Below are 14,719 nucleotides of genomic sequence, written 5' to 3'. Positions count from 1 at the left end.
AAAATGAATGAAAAAAGAAGTCGCTTAAGGCGACTTTTTTTTATACAATATAAGCAGAATAGCCTTTTTCTTTTAATTCTGAAACAAGTGTTTCAGCATTTTCTTTTATCGAAAATGCACCTACTTGAACACGGTATAAAATTTCTGGATTATCCGGTTTGGAATTACTTGAATCTTGATAAGGAATGTTGAGATACCTACAGATTCCTTTTACAACGGCAACAGCGTATTGTTTTAATAAAGTATCAAATAATAAATTATCTTTATTGTTTGAAATAAATCCTAGTTCCAACAAACAAGCAGGCATATTGGTTTCGCGCAAAACATGGTAGTTTCCTCGTTTTACTCCACGATTTGCTTGTGAATTTACTTTGATAATCTCGTCGTAAATACAGGTTGCAAAACGTTCTGTTTGTTGATCGGTATACTGGTAAATCCAGTTTTCAATTCCACAAGCGGTAGAAGTAATGTAGGAATTTCGGTGTAAGGATAGATAAAAATCAGCATTACTTTTGTTTGCAAAATTACTGCGTTCTTGTAATGAAACTACCTTATCTGTTGTTCTTGTATAAATTACTTGAAAACCTTGAATTAACAAAACTTTTCCAACGGCAAGTGCAAATCGCAGATTGTCGTCTTTTTCGTAACGATTTTCTTTGACAGCGCCGCTGTCCCTACCACCATGGCCCGCATCAATACAAATAATTGTACTCATCAATAACCTCTTTTCTTATCAAGAAATTTATTTTTCAGGATCTGTTTTTTCGTCGTCTACTGTATCTTTTAATAACTCAATTACTTGTTTTAATTTTTTAGGCAATGGAACGCCCATGCGACCAATATTTTCGAGAATGGATAGCAACTCATTCAGTGTAAGCCAAATTGTTGTTAATAACCCACAAGTGGCAGTAGCTGCAAGCTGTACGCCAAACTTAGCAGTAATGACGATAATGAGTTCATCAGCAATTAACGCAACAATAACGGCAAAAACATAGCCTAATTTTTTTAAAATACCTTTGATACCCTTTTTTGAATTTAATTTGCCTTGTACTGATGCTGCAACCATACCCGAAATATAGTCAACAATTATTGCAATGAGTAAAAATAAGAGCAATGGACCTAAAATTCCAAGTTTTACAGAAATAAAGGTTGCAACAGAAACCAAGCAAACTTTAATTAATGTGCATATAGAGTCCATAAACCTCCTCCTTTCCATATGTCCCCTCAATAATAACGTGAAACATATGTAAAGTTGCATGGAAACGTGCAACTTATTCAGAAATTTAATCAATATAAATGGATTCTCTACATTATATGTGTAATGGTTTAAAAACGTTTGCAATAGAATATTTTAATTGGGATTGCTTATACTAAAGGAAAAAAGAGAGGGATTTTATATGAATCAAGTAACATCAATGGAATATAATGATATCGTAAAAAAAGCTTCTCCAAACAGTAAAAGTTATAAAAATATACCTTTCGCTTTTTTAATTGGAGGAGCCATTTGTGTTGTGGGGCAGCTGTTAATGGAAATATATAAATATTTAGGTGCTTCTAAAGATATTACGAGTACGTTGGCATCCATTTCATTAGTATTGATGTCTGCAATATTAACAGGAATCAATGTGTATGATGATATTGCAAGAATTGCAGGAGCAGGTACATTAGTACCAATTACGGGTTTTGCAAATGCCGTAGTTTCGCCGGCATTAGAGTTTAAATCAGAAGGATATATATTAGGTCTTGGTGCAAAATTATTTGTTATTGCGGGTCCTGTCATTGTATATGGTACACTTGCCTCTGTTTTATATGGAGTCATAGTGTTTCTATTTAAACTATAATTTAAGAAAGACGGAAAAAGAAAGTCAAGGAGCGTTGTTATGTCAGTTAAACTTTCACACAATACATTTAAACTGACAACTTGTCCAAGCATAAAGGCGTTTGCGGCTGTGGTGGGGAAAAAAGAAGGGGAAGGTCCATTAGCACAGCATTTTGATATGGTACATGATGATACAACATTAGGCGAAAAAACTTGGGAGAAAGCAGAAAGTCGTTTACAAAAGGATGCAGTAAATAGTGCACTGAATAAAGCAAAATTAGCACCTTCCGATATTGATTTATTGTTTGCCGGAGATTTATTGAATCAATGTATTGGTACAAGCTTTGGATTGCGTGAACTCAATATACCAATGTATGGTTTATATGGTGCATGCTCTACCATGGCAGAAGGATTAGGCTTAGCTGCAATATTTGCAGATAACAAGTTAGTTGAAAATGCGGTTGCAGTGACATCGTCTCATTTTTGTTCTGCAGAGCGTCAATTCCGATTTCCATTGGAATATGGAGGACAACGAACGCCAACAGCGCAGTGGACGGTAACAGGCTCAGGATGTGCAGTTGTCAGTCAATGCGATCAACCACCATATATTAAAGGAGTTACCACTGGCAAAATTCAAGATTTAGGTATCAAAGATATTAACAATATGGGAGCTGCAATGGCGCCCGCAGCTGAATATACCATTAAGCAATATCTAACCGATACCAACACAAAGCCATCAGATTATGATTTAATACTAACGGGTGATTTAGGATTGGTTGGTTCTAAATTATTAGTAGAATTATTGAAGAGAGATGAAATAGATATTTCATCCAATCATAATGATTGTGGAAAGTTGATTTTTAATATAGAAGAACAAGATGTTCATGCAGGCGGATCCGGCTGCGGATGCAGTGCATCTGTTTTATGTTCCTATATCTTAAAGAGAGTACAAGAAGGCGTATTAAAAGATATATTATTTGTTGCAACAGGTGCATTGATGTCACCTACTAGCATGCAGCAAGGCGAGTCGATCCCGTCTATTGCCCATCTTGTGCATATCGGAAATCAAAAATGGGAGTAGGATAGGAGTATAAAAGATGGAGATATTGTTAAATTGTTTAAAGGCATTTGTTGTTGGGGGAGCATTATGTGCCATAGGACAAGTGCTGATTGATTATACTAAATTGACGCCGGCGAGGATTTTAGTTGCATATGTAGTAATTGGTGTGATATTAGGTGGGCTTGGAGTATATGAGCCTATTGTTAAATTTGGCGGTGCCGGTGCGACAGTTCCGTTAACTGGATTTGGATATGCATTAGCTGTTGGAGTAAAAAAAGCGGTACATGAGCAGGGATTATTAGGCGTAATTACAGGTGGATTAACCGCTACTTCTGCTGGAATAACTGCCGCAATTGTTTGTGCATTTATGGTTGCGTTAGTTTCAAAACCAAAAGATAAATCATAATAAAAAGCTGTCATTAAAAATGACAGCTTTTTATTATGAAATATTTGACATTTGTGTCCTTGTATGTTTCAATAAAGTAAAGGAATTTATTGAAAAGAAGTGACTACATTGAAATTTATTGTAAAGTTAGCGATTATACTTGTAATAATTAGTATTGTTTTAGGGAGTATATATTATTCTTTATTTGAAATTGTGTGTACACCAACAGAATTAACAGAGGCAACTGCAGAAGTAGGAGAAAAAGAAATCATAGTGACTGCATACAATATCCATGCGATATATCATTATAGATCATATATAACTATGTACGTGGATGGAATACTGTATATCGAATTTAAAGGAGGGCTTCCTCTTTTCGCTAAAGTTGATAGGTCAACATCTTCTTGCCTTCCCATTCCCAATGAGTATCCAAGCCTGAAAAAAATTATTTTAACAGATGGAAGAAGTAATCGAGTAGTATGGGAAACAAATAAGATAAATCAAACATAATTATAGTTAGTAAGCAAGTACATATTATAATATAAATAAGAAAGGCGGTTTTTACTTTGTCAAAGAAAAGTATAATTTTGAGTGGCATTATCATTCTTTTGGTGTTTTCATTGTGTAGTTGTTCTACAAATAGCAATTATAAGGTTGAAAGTGGACCAAATAATCTTATATCATCTGTTTCTGAAACAATGGATAATTCGTCTAAAATGGATTCTTCACAGCGAAACACTTCCAATGAATCAAGTTATTCTAAAATGGAAGAACAATTTACAAAAATTAAAAAAGAAGAATATGATGGAGAAGTACATTATAACGGTGTCAATCAGTTAACAAACCGTCAATTGCTATTTATTAATAAAGTTTTGGACTCATTTAGCGAGGCTCATATTATTTGCAATTTCAAGAGCATTGATGATATAGCTATGTCTGATTTTCCTACGTATTTAGGTTTTCGAAGTAAATATTATTTTGACGTATTGCTAGATAAAGAACAGAAAGCACAACTAAACTACAATCAAATTCTAACGATATTAAAAGGTGATTTCGGGATAGAAAAAGCACCTCAATGGCTGGAAGAAAAAAAGAATGAAATTAACAAAGCACCATTTTCTTCACAAGGTAATCCAAGTGATATTCAATCAATTAACCAAAAACAAAATATAGTAACAGTTGTAGCTAAGATGTATCCAACGCATGTGCGGGATTCGTCAGAGAAAGAATTTTTACCGAACACAGTAAAATACATCTTTGAGGTAAAAAAGGATGATAGCCTTTATTTAAAAAGTGGGGAAATCATTTAATAGCAAAAAATCCGACTGGTTTTTTCAAAATGCACCCCAAAAGATAGAAACTTTTGGGGTGCATAGTATGTCTATATTGTATTTAAAAAGGTATTATTGTATACTTTGATTAGCCAATAAATGTAATGATAGTTAGGATGTTTTGCCGAAAGTAAGGGTGTGAAGTATTATGACCAATAAAGATGTAATGTCAATTGCTTTAAAGCAATCTGCTATTGATAGTAACTGTTTTGCAGATGATTTTATTAGCTGTAAAAATAAAGTTGTATTATCAAAAGAAAACCCCAATGCTCGTAAATATTTGAAACTCCCTTTTCTATGTGACTTTACGTCATACGGAAATAATATTGTTGCTTCTGTTTCAGAAGAGTTTAGAGATATAGCAACAGAATATATCAACAAATTTTCAATAGAACATTGTTTTGAAACACCAAATTTGCACTGGCTTATTGATAAAATAAAACCTTATAACGCAAATATTTGTTTTATGGCTGAGTATTTTTTACCGAATGTAGATCATTTTCCAACGCTGAAGTGTAAGTTTGAAACAAGAGTATTATATGAAAATGATTTTGAAAACTTATATATACCCCAATGGAGCAACGCTTTGTGTAAAGAACGTAAACAGTTAGATAAATTAGGAGTAGGAGCGTTTCACAACGGCAAACTGATTGGACTGGCAGGATGTTCTGCTGACTGTAATGCGATGTGGCAAATAGGTATTGACGTATTGCCGGATTATAGAAAACAAGGAGTTGCTTCTTCCATAACAAATCAGCTTGCACATGAAATTATGAAAAGAGGAATTGTTCCGTTTTATTGCTGTGCATGGTCAAATATTAAATCCGTAAGAAATGCAATTAGGAGCGGTTTTTTACCATCTTGGGTACAAATGACGATTAAACCCAATGATTTTATTGCTGATATGAATCAATGAGGTAATGCATTTTAGTGTAAAAATGATATACTTTAAGTAGAAATAAATGGGTAATTATTTTGAATAGACTCGCTTTATAATTACAATAGGGGTAAGCTTTGATTGGTTTTGTCTTGATTTGTAGGAATGCAATGGATGACTTAAACGTAGTAAAAGAATATTAAAAATAAAAAATCCGACTCAATATCAAGTTGAGTCGGATTTTTAGTTTAATTATAATTTAGTAGCAAACGCCTTGTGCGATCATTGCATCAGCAATTTTTTCGAATCCAGCAATATTAGCTCCAGCAACTAGGTTGTCGTTCATGCCGTATTTTTCAGCAGCATCGTAAGAGTTGTGGAAAATGTTGATCATGATTTGTTTTAGTTTTGCATCTACTTCTTCAAAAGTCCAAGAATATCTCATTGAGTTTTGGCTCATTTCTAAGCCTGAAGTAGCAACACCACCAGCATTAGCAGCTTTTGCAGGGCCAAACATTACGCCTGCTTTTAAGAATGCTTCAACAGCTTCTGGAGTAGATGGCATGTTAGCGCCTTCAGCAACAGCAATAACGCCGTTTTTAATTAATGTAGCAGCTTCTTCACCGTTTAATTCGTTTTGTGTTGCACATGGTAGAGCAATATCACAAGGAATAGACCAAATACCACGGCAACCATCGGTATAAACAGAACCAGCAACACGGTTTGCGTATTCACTAATTCTACCACGCTCAACCTCTTTGATTTGTTTTACTACATCTAGGTTGATTCCGTTTGCATCGTAGATGTAACCGGTAGAGTCAGATAGAGCAACTACTTTTGCGCCAAGTTCAGTTGCTTTTTCTGTAGCATAAATTGCAACGTTTCCGGAACCGGAAATAACAACAGTTTTACCGTTAAAGCTATCGTTTTTCATGCATTTTAGCATTTCGTCAGTAAAGTAGCAAACACCGTATCCGGTTGCTTCTTTTCTTGCTAAAGAACCGCCATAAGTAAGTCCTTTTCCGGTTAAAACGCCGGTAAATTCATTTCTTAAGCGTTTGTATTGACCATACATAAAGCCGATTTCACGAGCTCCAACACCGATGTCGCCGGCAGGAACGTCAGTATCAGCACCGATATGTTTAGAAAGCTCGGTCATAAAGCTTTGGCAGAAACGCATAATTTCTCCGTTAGATTTACCTTTCGGATCAAAATCAGATCCACCTTTACCGCCGCCCATTGGTAGACCAGTTAAGCTGTTTTTAAAGCATTGTTCAAATCCTAAGAATTTAATAACAGATGCACAAACAGAAGGATGGAAACGAAGACCGCCTTTGTATGGACCAATTGAAGAGTTGAATTGAACCCTAAATCCACGGTTAACTTGAACATTACCGTTATCGTCTACCCAAGAAACTCGAAATTGAATAAAACGCTCTGGTTCAACGATGCGATCAATTACACCGGTTTGGATAATAGATGGGTTTTGTGCAACTACTGGCTCAAAGGATTCTAATACTTCTCTTACTGCTTGAAGAAATTCGCTTTCTCCAGCATTTCTTTTTTCAACGGTATTATATACTTGTTGAAGATATTCACTTTTAAATGTCATTTCATTTCCTCCTTATAAGTTGTTCTTTTCTTAATTTTTCTCATGCTAATATTATATACAAAAAGGATTATAATTGCAAGCGTAATTTTTTGTTTCTTCATTATTCATAATATCAAGCGAAGAAGTGGGCTAAAATTAGTTAATAATGCAAGTTCAAGAAAATCTTGCGTCATATTTGGCGTATTGTTTAAACAAAATTTCTTGCAATTCCCCAAATGAAAAATAAAATAAATCCAAATATACTAATGATTAGTGAAATTATGAGAAGCTTTTTATAGTATGGTTTTTTCTTTTGAAAATATGCGAGCAATAAGATAATGATACTGACATAAAAACAAATAACGGGAAAAATCCAACTCATATTATCGCTCCGTTTCTTTTTGCATACAAGACCATATAAAAGAAGCGAGACTTTGGTATCGCTTCTTGCAAACAACATTTACTATTGTAACAATATAATCTTGTAAAATCAAGAGAGCAGTAAACGGATAAATGACCAAAGCAAAAACTGCATTGTAAGCGATTGCTGATATTAAATCAAAATGCAATAATGAAAAGAAGGCACGTGTTGCACCGCAAGACAAACAGGAAATTCCAAAGTATTTTTGAAAAAGACAGGCTATGCCATAGCCGTGTTTGATAAGAATTGCATAAACAAGAATAAAAATGGCGATACAACCATATATAATAGACAAGACAAACAGCTTTTTTAGTTGAGATTTCATATCAAATATCCTTCTGTATCATTTTTAAATTTCATAAATTAATCACATGATATACTTGTAAATCTGTAAAAAATAGTATACTATTATAATATGAAAAAAAACTCTATTTGTAAAGGGGAACTTAATATGGATGAAAATCAACATATGGATTCAAACTTTGGTGAAGAGAATCCAACCCCTAATCAAGGGCAACAAGCATATACCAATGCGCAGCCAAACCAACAGACACAATCAAATTATCAGCAACCACCATTTCAACAATCTAATTATCAACAATACCAGCAACCACCATTTCAACAACCAAACTATCAGCAATATCAACAACCGCCGTTTCAACAGCCTTTTAACCCGCAAGTACCATATGGTTACAATCAAAAAAGCAAAATTGCCGCTGGTTTACTAGGAATTTTCCTTGGTTGTTTCGGTGTGCATAATTTTTATTTGGGATTTACAGGGAAAGCGGTTGCGCAATTATTAATTACGGTGTTAACGTGTGGTGTTGGATATGCAATTTCTTATATTTGGGGCTTAATTGAAGGTATTATTATTCTTACTAGTAATTATTCAGTTGATGCAAACGGTGTTCCGCTATCCAACTAGAGTTAATTTAATTATAATAATTTTAAAGGGGAATAAACATGGACGAAAACCAAAACATGGGACCAAACTTTGACCAAAACAATCAAGCGCAGAATCAACAACCATATACCAATGCACAACCAAATCAACAATATGAACAACCGAATTATCAACAATCACAGTACCAACAACCAAACTATCAACAACCACCGTTTCAACAACCAATACCTCCTCAACCGCCTATGGGCTACAATCAAAAAAGTAAAATTGCGGCGGGATTACTAGGGATTTTTCTTGGCTATTTTGGTGTGCATAATTTTTACTTAGGATTTACAGGAAAAGCGGTAGCACAATTGCTAATTACAGTATTAACTTGTGGATTTGGAGTAGCAATTACTTCTATTTGGGGTTTAATTGAAGGTATTTTGATTTTAACAAATCAAAATCCGGTTGATGCAAATGGTGTTCCGCTTTCTAACTAAAAGAGAAACAGTATGTAGATAGTTGATATTTGGACTATCAGAAACGGCGTTCCGTTATCAAATGAAGCAACAGAAGGAGATTAGACAATGAATGAGTTTGAAAACCAAACACCAGATTTAAGCAATCAGCAGCCTGAACAACCAGCTGCACCATCTCAACCACAGCAACCGTATGTTCCGCCGCAATACCAACAACCACCATTCCAACCACAATATCAACAACCAAAAGAGAAGAAGGGCATGGCAATTGCCGCTTTGGTATTAGGAATTTGTTCAATTGTGTTTAGTTGTGCATGGTATCTTGCTATACCTGCAGCAATTATTGGTATTATTCTAGGTGTGCTGGGAATGAAAACCAGTGGTAAAACAATGGCGATTGTCGGAATTGTTTTATCTGCTATCGGAATCATTTGTGGTATCGCATTTGCAGTAATCGGTTTTGCTTTTGCAAAAGAAATTATGGAGAATCCTTATTTCTTGAAGGAATTACAATAAATTTTAAGCAGCATTTATTATGAATTTCATATGAAATGCTGCGTTTTTATGTAACAAACCAAAAGCCATTGGCATAACGCCAATGGCTTTTGAAATAAGCGGTAAACCGCAAACTATCTTTTTGAGAACTGTGGAGCTCTACGAGCAGCTTTAAGACCGTATTTTTTACGCTCTTTCATTCTTGGGTCACGAGTTAGGAATCCAGCTTTTTTCAATTCTGGACGTAGCTCAGCATCAAATTGCAATAAAGCACGAGATAAACCGTGTCTGATTGCACCAGCTTGACCAGTAACGCCACCGCCGTTAACGTTACATTCAATATCAAATTTACCAACTGTGTTAGTTAATTCTAGTGGTTGGTTAACGATTAGTTTTAAAGTTTCTAGGCCAAAGAAATCATCAATGTTTCTGCCATTGATTGTAATCTTGCCGCTACCAGCATATACTCTAACTCTTGCAACAGAGCTTTTTCTTCTGCCTGTTCCATAAAAATATGGGCGTGATTCGTACATCTAAATTGCCTCCTAATTTTACTAAATTTTAATCGATTTGTCGTTGTTATCCAAGATTATAGAGGATAAACTTCAGGTTTTTGAGCAGCGTTTTCGTGTTCAGCAGCTTTGTAAACTCTTAAACGACGTAGTTGATTTCTTCCTAGAACAGTATCAGGAAGCATACCTTTAACTGCAAGCATCATAGCTTTTTCTGGGTTAGTTTGCATTAAATCAGAATATTTTACTTCTTTCATGTTACCAATCCAGCCAGTGTGATGGTAGTATTTTTTTTGCTCTAGTTTTTTACCAGTCAAAACTGCTTTTGCAGCATTGATAATAACAACATGATCACCACAATCAACGTGAGGAGTAAACTCAGGTTTGTGTTTACCACGAAGGATATGAGCAGCTTTTACAGCTACACGACCAAGTGATACGTCAGTTGCATCTAGTATATACCATTTACGGCTAATTGTTTGTGCATTTGCCATAGTAGTTGACATAATCTTTACCTCCAATTTGTTTTCAACGTGCTTTCTATTATAAGTCAAGTCAACCTACTTGTCAACACGAAAAACGGCTATTTTTTAATTTAGATACCTTATTCTCTTGAATTCTCTTGATATATCTCTATTTCTCTCATTATCTTAAAGACCATTTCATTTTTAAAAGTTTATATAAAACAATCAACAATAATTATTTTTTTAAGTTCCCCTTGTATTATTTGACGAAAAATAGACCGGGGACCCTATGTGGGCTGCCTGCACTATGTAGGGCAGGGGCTTGCTCCTGCCGTTATGTGAAGAAAAATGCAAGAAGGTGGAACACCACCTTCTTTTACAAGACTATTTTTCCGTCGGACATTTGAATTTGCCGATTTGCAAGATGTGCAATTTCGGTATCGTGAGTGATAAGGATAATAGTTTTTCCTTCTTTATTCAAATCCAATAGAATATCCATAACATCTACACCTGATTTTTTATCAAGATTTCCGGTAGGTTCATCTGCAAGAATAATTGGAGGGCGAGCGGCTATTGCGCGTGCAATTGCGACACGCTGTTGCTGACCACCTGACATTTGAGATGGAAGGTGATTTAAGCGCTGTTCGAGTCCTACGTGTGTAAGTGCTTGCTTCGATAATTCTCTGCGGCTGGAACGTTTTACGCCACGGTATATTAACGGAAGCTCAACGTTTTCAATTGCGGTTAGGTTTGGCACTAAATTAAAGCTTTGAAAGATAAATCCGATTTTTTTATTACGAATTTCGCTCAAAGCATCTTCTGATTGTGTGCCAATATCAATACCCTCTAAAAAATATCGTCCCGATGTAGGAGTGTCTAAGCATCCAAGAACATTCATAAGAGTGGATTTCCCGCTTCCTGAAGAACCAACGATGGCGACAAATTCGCCTTTTTGAATTTTGATATTTACTTGGTCTAATGCGATAACCTCGTTATCGCCTAGTTGATAAAATTTACATACGTTTTCGGTAACAATTAAGTCATCCATATGATTACTCCGTTTCCATTGCAGTTGCATACTCTAAGTTAGTTTTACCAGTATTATTATTTTTATGAAAAAATATTGACAGCAGAATGTAAAGCGTGCTATACTAATTTTGTAAAGTAAACTATACAAAATTCAAGTCGGTAGAATATATATTGACAAAATATTCTATAAAGTGTATTATTGTATTGTTGCTATGATACAGATAATTTCATAAATTCAGTAAGGAGTTGATACTAATGGAACCTACTTTAAGTGTACAAAAGCTTTCTAAAAAATATACAAAAGTATTAGCGGCTAATGAAGTAAGCTTTGATGTACAAAAAGGCGAAATTTTTGCGTTGATTGGGCCAAATGGTGCGGGAAAAACAACGACCATTCGTATGATATCAACATTGATTCAACCAACCGATGGCGATGCTTTTATTGAAGGAATCAGTGTGAGAAAGCATCCGGAAAAAGTAAGAGAGCGCATAACATATCTTCCTGACGAAGCTGGAGCATATAAAAATATGACAGGAAGAAAATATCTTGAGTTTATGGCTTCCTTGTTTACAAATGATAAACAAAAAGAGAAAGAATATGTTGAAAACGCCGTTTCTATGTGTGGATTGGGCGATCGACTAAAAGATAAAATCGGTTCTTACAGTCGCGGTATGATTCGTAAATTATTGCTTTCTCGTGCAATTATGACAAGGCCGGCATTAGCAATTTTAGATGAACCAACTTCAGGGCTTGATATTTTAAATGCGCTTGAAATTAGAAGAATGATTCGTACATTAGCAGATGAAGGAATGTCCTTTTTAATTACAAGCCATAACATGCTTGAAATCGAGTTTTTATCCGACCGAGTTGGTATTATTAATAAAGGTAAGCTAATGCTTGTTGGAAAGCCATCAGAGTTAAAAGAAGAGCTTGGCGCGGCAAACCTTGAGGAAGTATTCGAAAAGGCGGTGGAAGCAAATGAAGTTCTTTAAATTATTTAAAAAAGAATTAAGAGATTTAATGACACTCCAAACGTTAATTTCTTTAGTTGCGTTTGTCGGCATATTTATGCTTCTTGGAACGGTTATGAGTGATGTTGGGAAAGATATGAACGACAAAATGGGTTCTGCTGTAGTTTGTGATCGTGATCAATCCCAATTAAGCAAACAAGCCATTGCTATGCTCGAAAAAGCGGGACTTAAGATCACGCAAATCCAAGGGGAAAAGTCTGAGGATTTGATAACAAAAGCGTATGAAATAGATGAACATACTTGTGTTGCTGTCATTCCAAAAGGTTTTGAACAAGGCGTAAAAAACAGCAAAGTGCAAGAAATTCAGATAGTTTCTGCATTAAAAAGTTTTTCTATGATGAGCAATAGCGATAAATCAGCACAAAATGTTGCCGATATCATAAAAGAAACCATTTCATCTTCTATTATACAACAAGCAAATCCTAATCTTAATGCAGAATATATCAAAAACCCAATCAAAACAACAGATATAACAGTAGTAGCAGGGAAAAGCGAAACAATCAATTCTGATATGTTGCTCAGCTTTGCAATGCAACAGTCTATCTTTATTCCAATCATTGTATTTTTGCTTATTACAATGGCATCACAACTCAATGTAGCGGCTATTGCAAATGAAAAAAATGATAAAACTTTAGAAACTTTATTATCAGCACCTGTATCACGTTTATCTGTATTAGGAGCTAAAATGTGTGCTTCCGGCGTATTTTCATTGTTAATGGCTGGAGTTTATATGTTTGGATTTTCTAGCTATATGAACGGCATGATGGGCGGTATGGGAGCGCCTGAAGAAGCTATGAATACAACAGGAATAAGCGATGCCCTTGCAAATTTGGGCTTGAAATTAGGAGCAGGACAATATGCGTTGATTGGTGTGCAATTGTTTTTAACAATATTAATTGCGTTAGCAATCAGTATGATTTTAGGTGCACTTGCAAAAGACTTAAAATCTGCACAAAGCTTAGTAATGCCGTTAATGTTTTTAACCATGATTCCGTATTTTGTAACAATGTTCTTAGACGTTAATTCACTTCCTCTAGTTGGAAAAGTGTTGATTTACCTCATCCCATTTACCCATACATTTACAGCTTCCAGCAACTTGCTATTTGGTAATTATACAATGTTCTTTATCGGAATGGTTTATCAAATCGTAGTGTTAATTATTGTAATGATTATGGCAGTTCGGGTATTTTCAACAGATAAGATATTTACAATGACATTAGAATTTGGCAAGAAAAAGAAACATACAGTATAAAGAATGATATATCGAAAGTGATGAGTTTTAATCTCATCACTTTTTTTATGGTCTAGAGGATCAAAATATAAAATAACATTAGACATTTGTTGTAATTTGTCGTATTATGAATATATACAATTCCCAAATAATACAATATGATTTGGATAGCAAATAATCTTCAAGGCATTTTCCACTTTCAAAGCTTAGACAATCTTAATTATGCCGAAATTACTGCACAAAGAAAGGAAAATTTCAGTATGGCAAAATTCAATTTATCTTCCCAATTGTTAGTTTATAGTGCAAAGAAGTCAGTTGATCGAATTCAAAGTATTAACATGGATATTATGTTTGGTGATATTCAAGTAGTGTCATATGATAAGTCAGAGTTATCTGTTGAGGTTTATTTAGAAAAACCGAATCAATACCCACGTTATCGTGTTGATGTCGTACAAAATGTAGATACAATTCAAATCGAGCTTAAAAAAGGAAACCTCTTTTTTGATACATTTTCATTAGTTCACGTTTGTGTTGTAGTATCTATTCCAAAATCATATTGTAATCGCTTAAATATATCCGGTACAACAGCGAACCTTCAAATGAATGATATTAAAGTAAGTGAATTGAGAACTAAATTAGTAACAGGGATAACCAGCTTTGAATTGGTAGATGCAGACTCAATCAGCGTTGATAGTGTAACCGGAAATGTGAATCTTAAAGAACTTACAACAAATGGTTTGTTTATTAACTCAAAAACGGGTGCTATGAATGTACAAAATGTTCATTTAAGACATCCACAAGCATATAATACAATCATTAACGTAGCAACCTTATCCGGAAAATTGGATATGAGCGTTCGTGATTGTTATGATAAAATTTACGTAAACGCTACAACGGGTGGGATAACACTTAATTTACCAAGCGATTACCGCTTTTCTTCAAACTGCAATAGTGTTGCAGGTAAAGTCAAAATGCATTCGGGATATAACTCGATTGCGGACGTGAACAATGGTAGACAAAATGAAGTAGTAGTATCAGCGGTAACGGGGAGCATTAACATTTATCAATAGTATTAGAATCGATTTACTTAGTAGCTTTATAAGTCAT

General features: G+C 34.7%; 19 protein-coding genes. 12 read left to right on the top strand and 7 right to left on the bottom strand.

Features of this window, described 5'->3' with window-relative positions; all coding sequences use genetic code 11:
* Positions 1-40 precede the first annotated feature (40 nt).
* A complete protein-coding gene (locus tag RBG61_RS06800; protein WP_307947061.1) occupies positions 41-715 on the bottom strand; it encodes an N-acetylmuramoyl-L-alanine amidase in 675 nt (224 codons plus the stop codon).
* A 27-nt stretch (positions 716-742) separates the two neighbouring features.
* On the bottom strand, positions 743-1,198 hold the full coding sequence (locus RBG61_RS06795; RefSeq protein ID WP_307947058.1) for a phage holin family protein: 456 nt from the start codon (positions 1,196-1,198) through the stop codon (positions 743-745).
* A 199-nt stretch (positions 1,199-1,397) separates the two neighbouring features.
* Here RBG61_RS06795 and spoVAC point away from each other — a divergent pair, with 199 nt between their 5' ends.
* The 6 genes from spoVAC (at position 1,398) to RBG61_RS06765 (ending at position 5,511) form a co-directional block, all read left to right on the top strand.
* A complete protein-coding gene (spoVAC, locus tag RBG61_RS06790; RefSeq protein WP_307947057.1) occupies positions 1,398-1,841 on the top strand; it encodes a stage V sporulation protein AC in 444 nt (147 codons plus the stop codon).
* A gap of 39 nt (positions 1,842-1,880) precedes the next feature.
* Complete coding sequence (gene spoVAD / locus RBG61_RS06785; RefSeq protein ID WP_307947056.1) at positions 1,881-2,900, top strand: stage V sporulation protein AD; 1,020 nt, start codon at positions 1,881-1,883, stop codon at positions 2,898-2,900.
* A gap of 16 nt (positions 2,901-2,916) precedes the next feature.
* Positions 2,917-3,285: a stage V sporulation protein AE gene (gene spoVAE / locus RBG61_RS06780; protein WP_307947053.1), complete on the top strand. Its 369-nt coding sequence runs from the start codon at positions 2,917-2,919 to the stop codon at positions 3,283-3,285.
* 108 nt (positions 3,286-3,393) lie between these two features.
* Positions 3,394-3,774 (top strand): hypothetical protein, encoded by a 381-nt coding sequence (locus RBG61_RS06775; RefSeq protein ID WP_307947051.1) that lies wholly within the window; start codon positions 3,394-3,396, stop codon positions 3,772-3,774.
* A 56-nt stretch (positions 3,775-3,830) separates the two neighbouring features.
* Complete coding sequence (locus tag RBG61_RS06770) at positions 3,831-4,574, top strand: hypothetical protein (protein WP_307947049.1); 744 nt, start codon at positions 3,831-3,833, stop codon at positions 4,572-4,574.
* 169 nt (positions 4,575-4,743) lie between these two features.
* Positions 4,744-5,511, top strand: coding sequence for a GNAT family N-acetyltransferase (locus RBG61_RS06765; protein WP_307947047.1), 768 nt, complete (start codon positions 4,744-4,746; stop codon positions 5,509-5,511).
* Between the two features lie 220 nt (positions 5,512-5,731).
* Here the strand turns inward: RBG61_RS06765 and gdhA are convergent, their stop codons facing one another.
* Together gdhA and RBG61_RS06755 are read right to left on the bottom strand one after the other, a co-directional pair.
* Positions 5,732-7,084, bottom strand: a complete 1,353-nt coding sequence (gdhA, locus tag RBG61_RS06760) for an NADP-specific glutamate dehydrogenase (protein WP_307947044.1) — start codon at positions 7,082-7,084, stop codon at positions 5,732-5,734.
* Between the two features lie 362 nt (positions 7,085-7,446).
* Complete coding sequence (locus RBG61_RS06755) at positions 7,447-7,809, bottom strand: DUF2752 domain-containing protein (RefSeq protein WP_307947043.1); 363 nt, start codon at positions 7,807-7,809, stop codon at positions 7,447-7,449.
* Between the two features lie 126 nt (positions 7,810-7,935).
* On the opposite strand from RBG61_RS06755, the gene RBG61_RS06750 reads away from it, so the two are divergent.
* The 3 genes from RBG61_RS06750 (at position 7,936) to RBG61_RS06740 (ending at position 9,365) form a co-directional block, all read left to right on the top strand.
* A complete protein-coding gene (locus tag RBG61_RS06750; RefSeq protein ID WP_307947040.1) occupies positions 7,936-8,409 on the top strand; it encodes a TM2 domain-containing protein in 474 nt (157 codons plus the stop codon).
* 38 nt (positions 8,410-8,447) lie between these two features.
* On the top strand, positions 8,448-8,870 hold the full coding sequence (locus RBG61_RS06745) for a TM2 domain-containing protein (RefSeq protein ID WP_307947038.1): 423 nt from the start codon (positions 8,448-8,450) through the stop codon (positions 8,868-8,870).
* Positions 8,871-8,957: 87 nt separating this feature from the next.
* A complete protein-coding gene (locus RBG61_RS06740) occupies positions 8,958-9,365 on the top strand; it encodes a DUF4190 domain-containing protein (protein ID WP_307947037.1) in 408 nt (135 codons plus the stop codon).
* A 113-nt stretch (positions 9,366-9,478) separates the two neighbouring features.
* On the opposite strand, the gene rpsI is transcribed toward RBG61_RS06740, so the two are convergent.
* The 3 genes from rpsI to RBG61_RS06725 form a co-directional block, all read right to left on the bottom strand.
* A complete protein-coding gene (gene rpsI / locus RBG61_RS06735) occupies positions 9,479-9,877 on the bottom strand; it encodes a 30S ribosomal protein S9 (RefSeq protein ID WP_307947034.1) in 399 nt (132 codons plus the stop codon).
* 56 nt (positions 9,878-9,933) lie between these two features.
* Positions 9,934-10,362, bottom strand: a complete 429-nt coding sequence (gene rplM, locus RBG61_RS06730; RefSeq protein WP_307947032.1) for a 50S ribosomal protein L13 — start codon at positions 10,360-10,362, stop codon at positions 9,934-9,936.
* A 334-nt stretch (positions 10,363-10,696) separates the two neighbouring features.
* Positions 10,697-11,368, bottom strand: a complete 672-nt coding sequence (locus RBG61_RS06725; protein ID WP_307947029.1) for an ABC transporter ATP-binding protein — start codon at positions 11,366-11,368, stop codon at positions 10,697-10,699.
* A gap of 236 nt (positions 11,369-11,604) precedes the next feature.
* Between RBG61_RS06725 and RBG61_RS06720 the strand changes: the two genes are divergently transcribed.
* The 3 genes from RBG61_RS06720 (at position 11,605) to RBG61_RS06710 (ending at position 14,682) form a co-directional block, all read left to right on the top strand.
* Positions 11,605-12,342: an ABC transporter ATP-binding protein gene (locus RBG61_RS06720; protein WP_307947027.1), complete on the top strand. Its 738-nt coding sequence runs from the start codon at positions 11,605-11,607 to the stop codon at positions 12,340-12,342.
* Complete coding sequence (locus RBG61_RS06715) at positions 12,329-13,633, top strand: ABC transporter permease (protein WP_307947024.1); 1,305 nt, start codon at positions 12,329-12,331, stop codon at positions 13,631-13,633. The genes RBG61_RS06720 and RBG61_RS06715 overlap by 14 nt, the downstream gene beginning before the upstream one ends.
* Before the next feature lie 239 nt (positions 13,634-13,872).
* Positions 13,873-14,682 (top strand): DUF4097 family beta strand repeat-containing protein, encoded by an 810-nt coding sequence (locus tag RBG61_RS06710; RefSeq protein WP_307947021.1) that lies wholly within the window; start codon positions 13,873-13,875, stop codon positions 14,680-14,682.
* Positions 14,683-14,719: the final 37 nt, after the last annotated feature.

The organism is Paludicola sp. MB14-C6 (genome assembly GCF_030908625.1).
GTDB lineage: Bacteria > Bacillota > Clostridia > Oscillospirales > Ruminococcaceae > Paludihabitans.
This window is presented reverse-complemented; position numbering and strand designations above follow the sequence as displayed.

Coding starts and splice junctions, on each gene's coding strand:
- RBG61_RS06800 (WP_307947061.1), bottom strand. CDS start 715: ATGAGTACAATTATTTGTATTGATGCGGGCCATGGTGGTAGGGACAGC.
- RBG61_RS06795 (WP_307947058.1), bottom strand. CDS start 1,198: ATGGACTCTATATGCACATTAATTAAAGTTTGCTTGGTTTCTGTTGCA.
- spoVAC (WP_307947057.1), top strand. CDS start 1,398: ATGAATCAAGTAACATCAATGGAATATAATGATATCGTAAAAAAAGCT.
- spoVAD (WP_307947056.1), top strand. CDS start 1,881: ATGTCAGTTAAACTTTCACACAATACATTTAAACTGACAACTTGTCCA.
- spoVAE (WP_307947053.1), top strand. CDS start 2,917: ATGGAGATATTGTTAAATTGTTTAAAGGCATTTGTTGTTGGGGGAGCA.
- RBG61_RS06765 (WP_307947047.1), top strand. CDS start 4,744: ATGACCAATAAAGATGTAATGTCAATTGCTTTAAAGCAATCTGCTATT.
- gdhA (WP_307947044.1), bottom strand. CDS start 7,084: ATGACATTTAAAAGTGAATATCTTCAACAAGTATATAATACCGTTGAA.
- RBG61_RS06755 (WP_307947043.1), bottom strand. CDS start 7,809: ATGAAATCTCAACTAAAAAAGCTGTTTGTCTTGTCTATTATATATGGT.
- RBG61_RS06750 (WP_307947040.1), top strand. CDS start 7,936: ATGGATGAAAATCAACATATGGATTCAAACTTTGGTGAAGAGAATCCA.
- RBG61_RS06745 (WP_307947038.1), top strand. CDS start 8,448: ATGGACGAAAACCAAAACATGGGACCAAACTTTGACCAAAACAATCAA.
- RBG61_RS06740 (WP_307947037.1), top strand. CDS start 8,958: ATGAATGAGTTTGAAAACCAAACACCAGATTTAAGCAATCAGCAGCCT.
- rpsI (WP_307947034.1), bottom strand. CDS start 9,877: ATGTACGAATCACGCCCATATTTTTATGGAACAGGCAGAAGAAAAAGC.
- rplM (WP_307947032.1), bottom strand. CDS start 10,362: ATGTCAACTACTATGGCAAATGCACAAACAATTAGCCGTAAATGGTAT.
- RBG61_RS06725 (WP_307947029.1), bottom strand. CDS start 11,368: ATGGATGACTTAATTGTTACCGAAAACGTATGTAAATTTTATCAACTA.
- RBG61_RS06720 (WP_307947027.1), top strand. CDS start 11,605: ATGGAACCTACTTTAAGTGTACAAAAGCTTTCTAAAAAATATACAAAA.
- RBG61_RS06715 (WP_307947024.1), top strand. CDS start 12,329: ATGAAGTTCTTTAAATTATTTAAAAAAGAATTAAGAGATTTAATGACA.
- RBG61_RS06710 (WP_307947021.1), top strand. CDS start 13,873: ATGGCAAAATTCAATTTATCTTCCCAATTGTTAGTTTATAGTGCAAAG.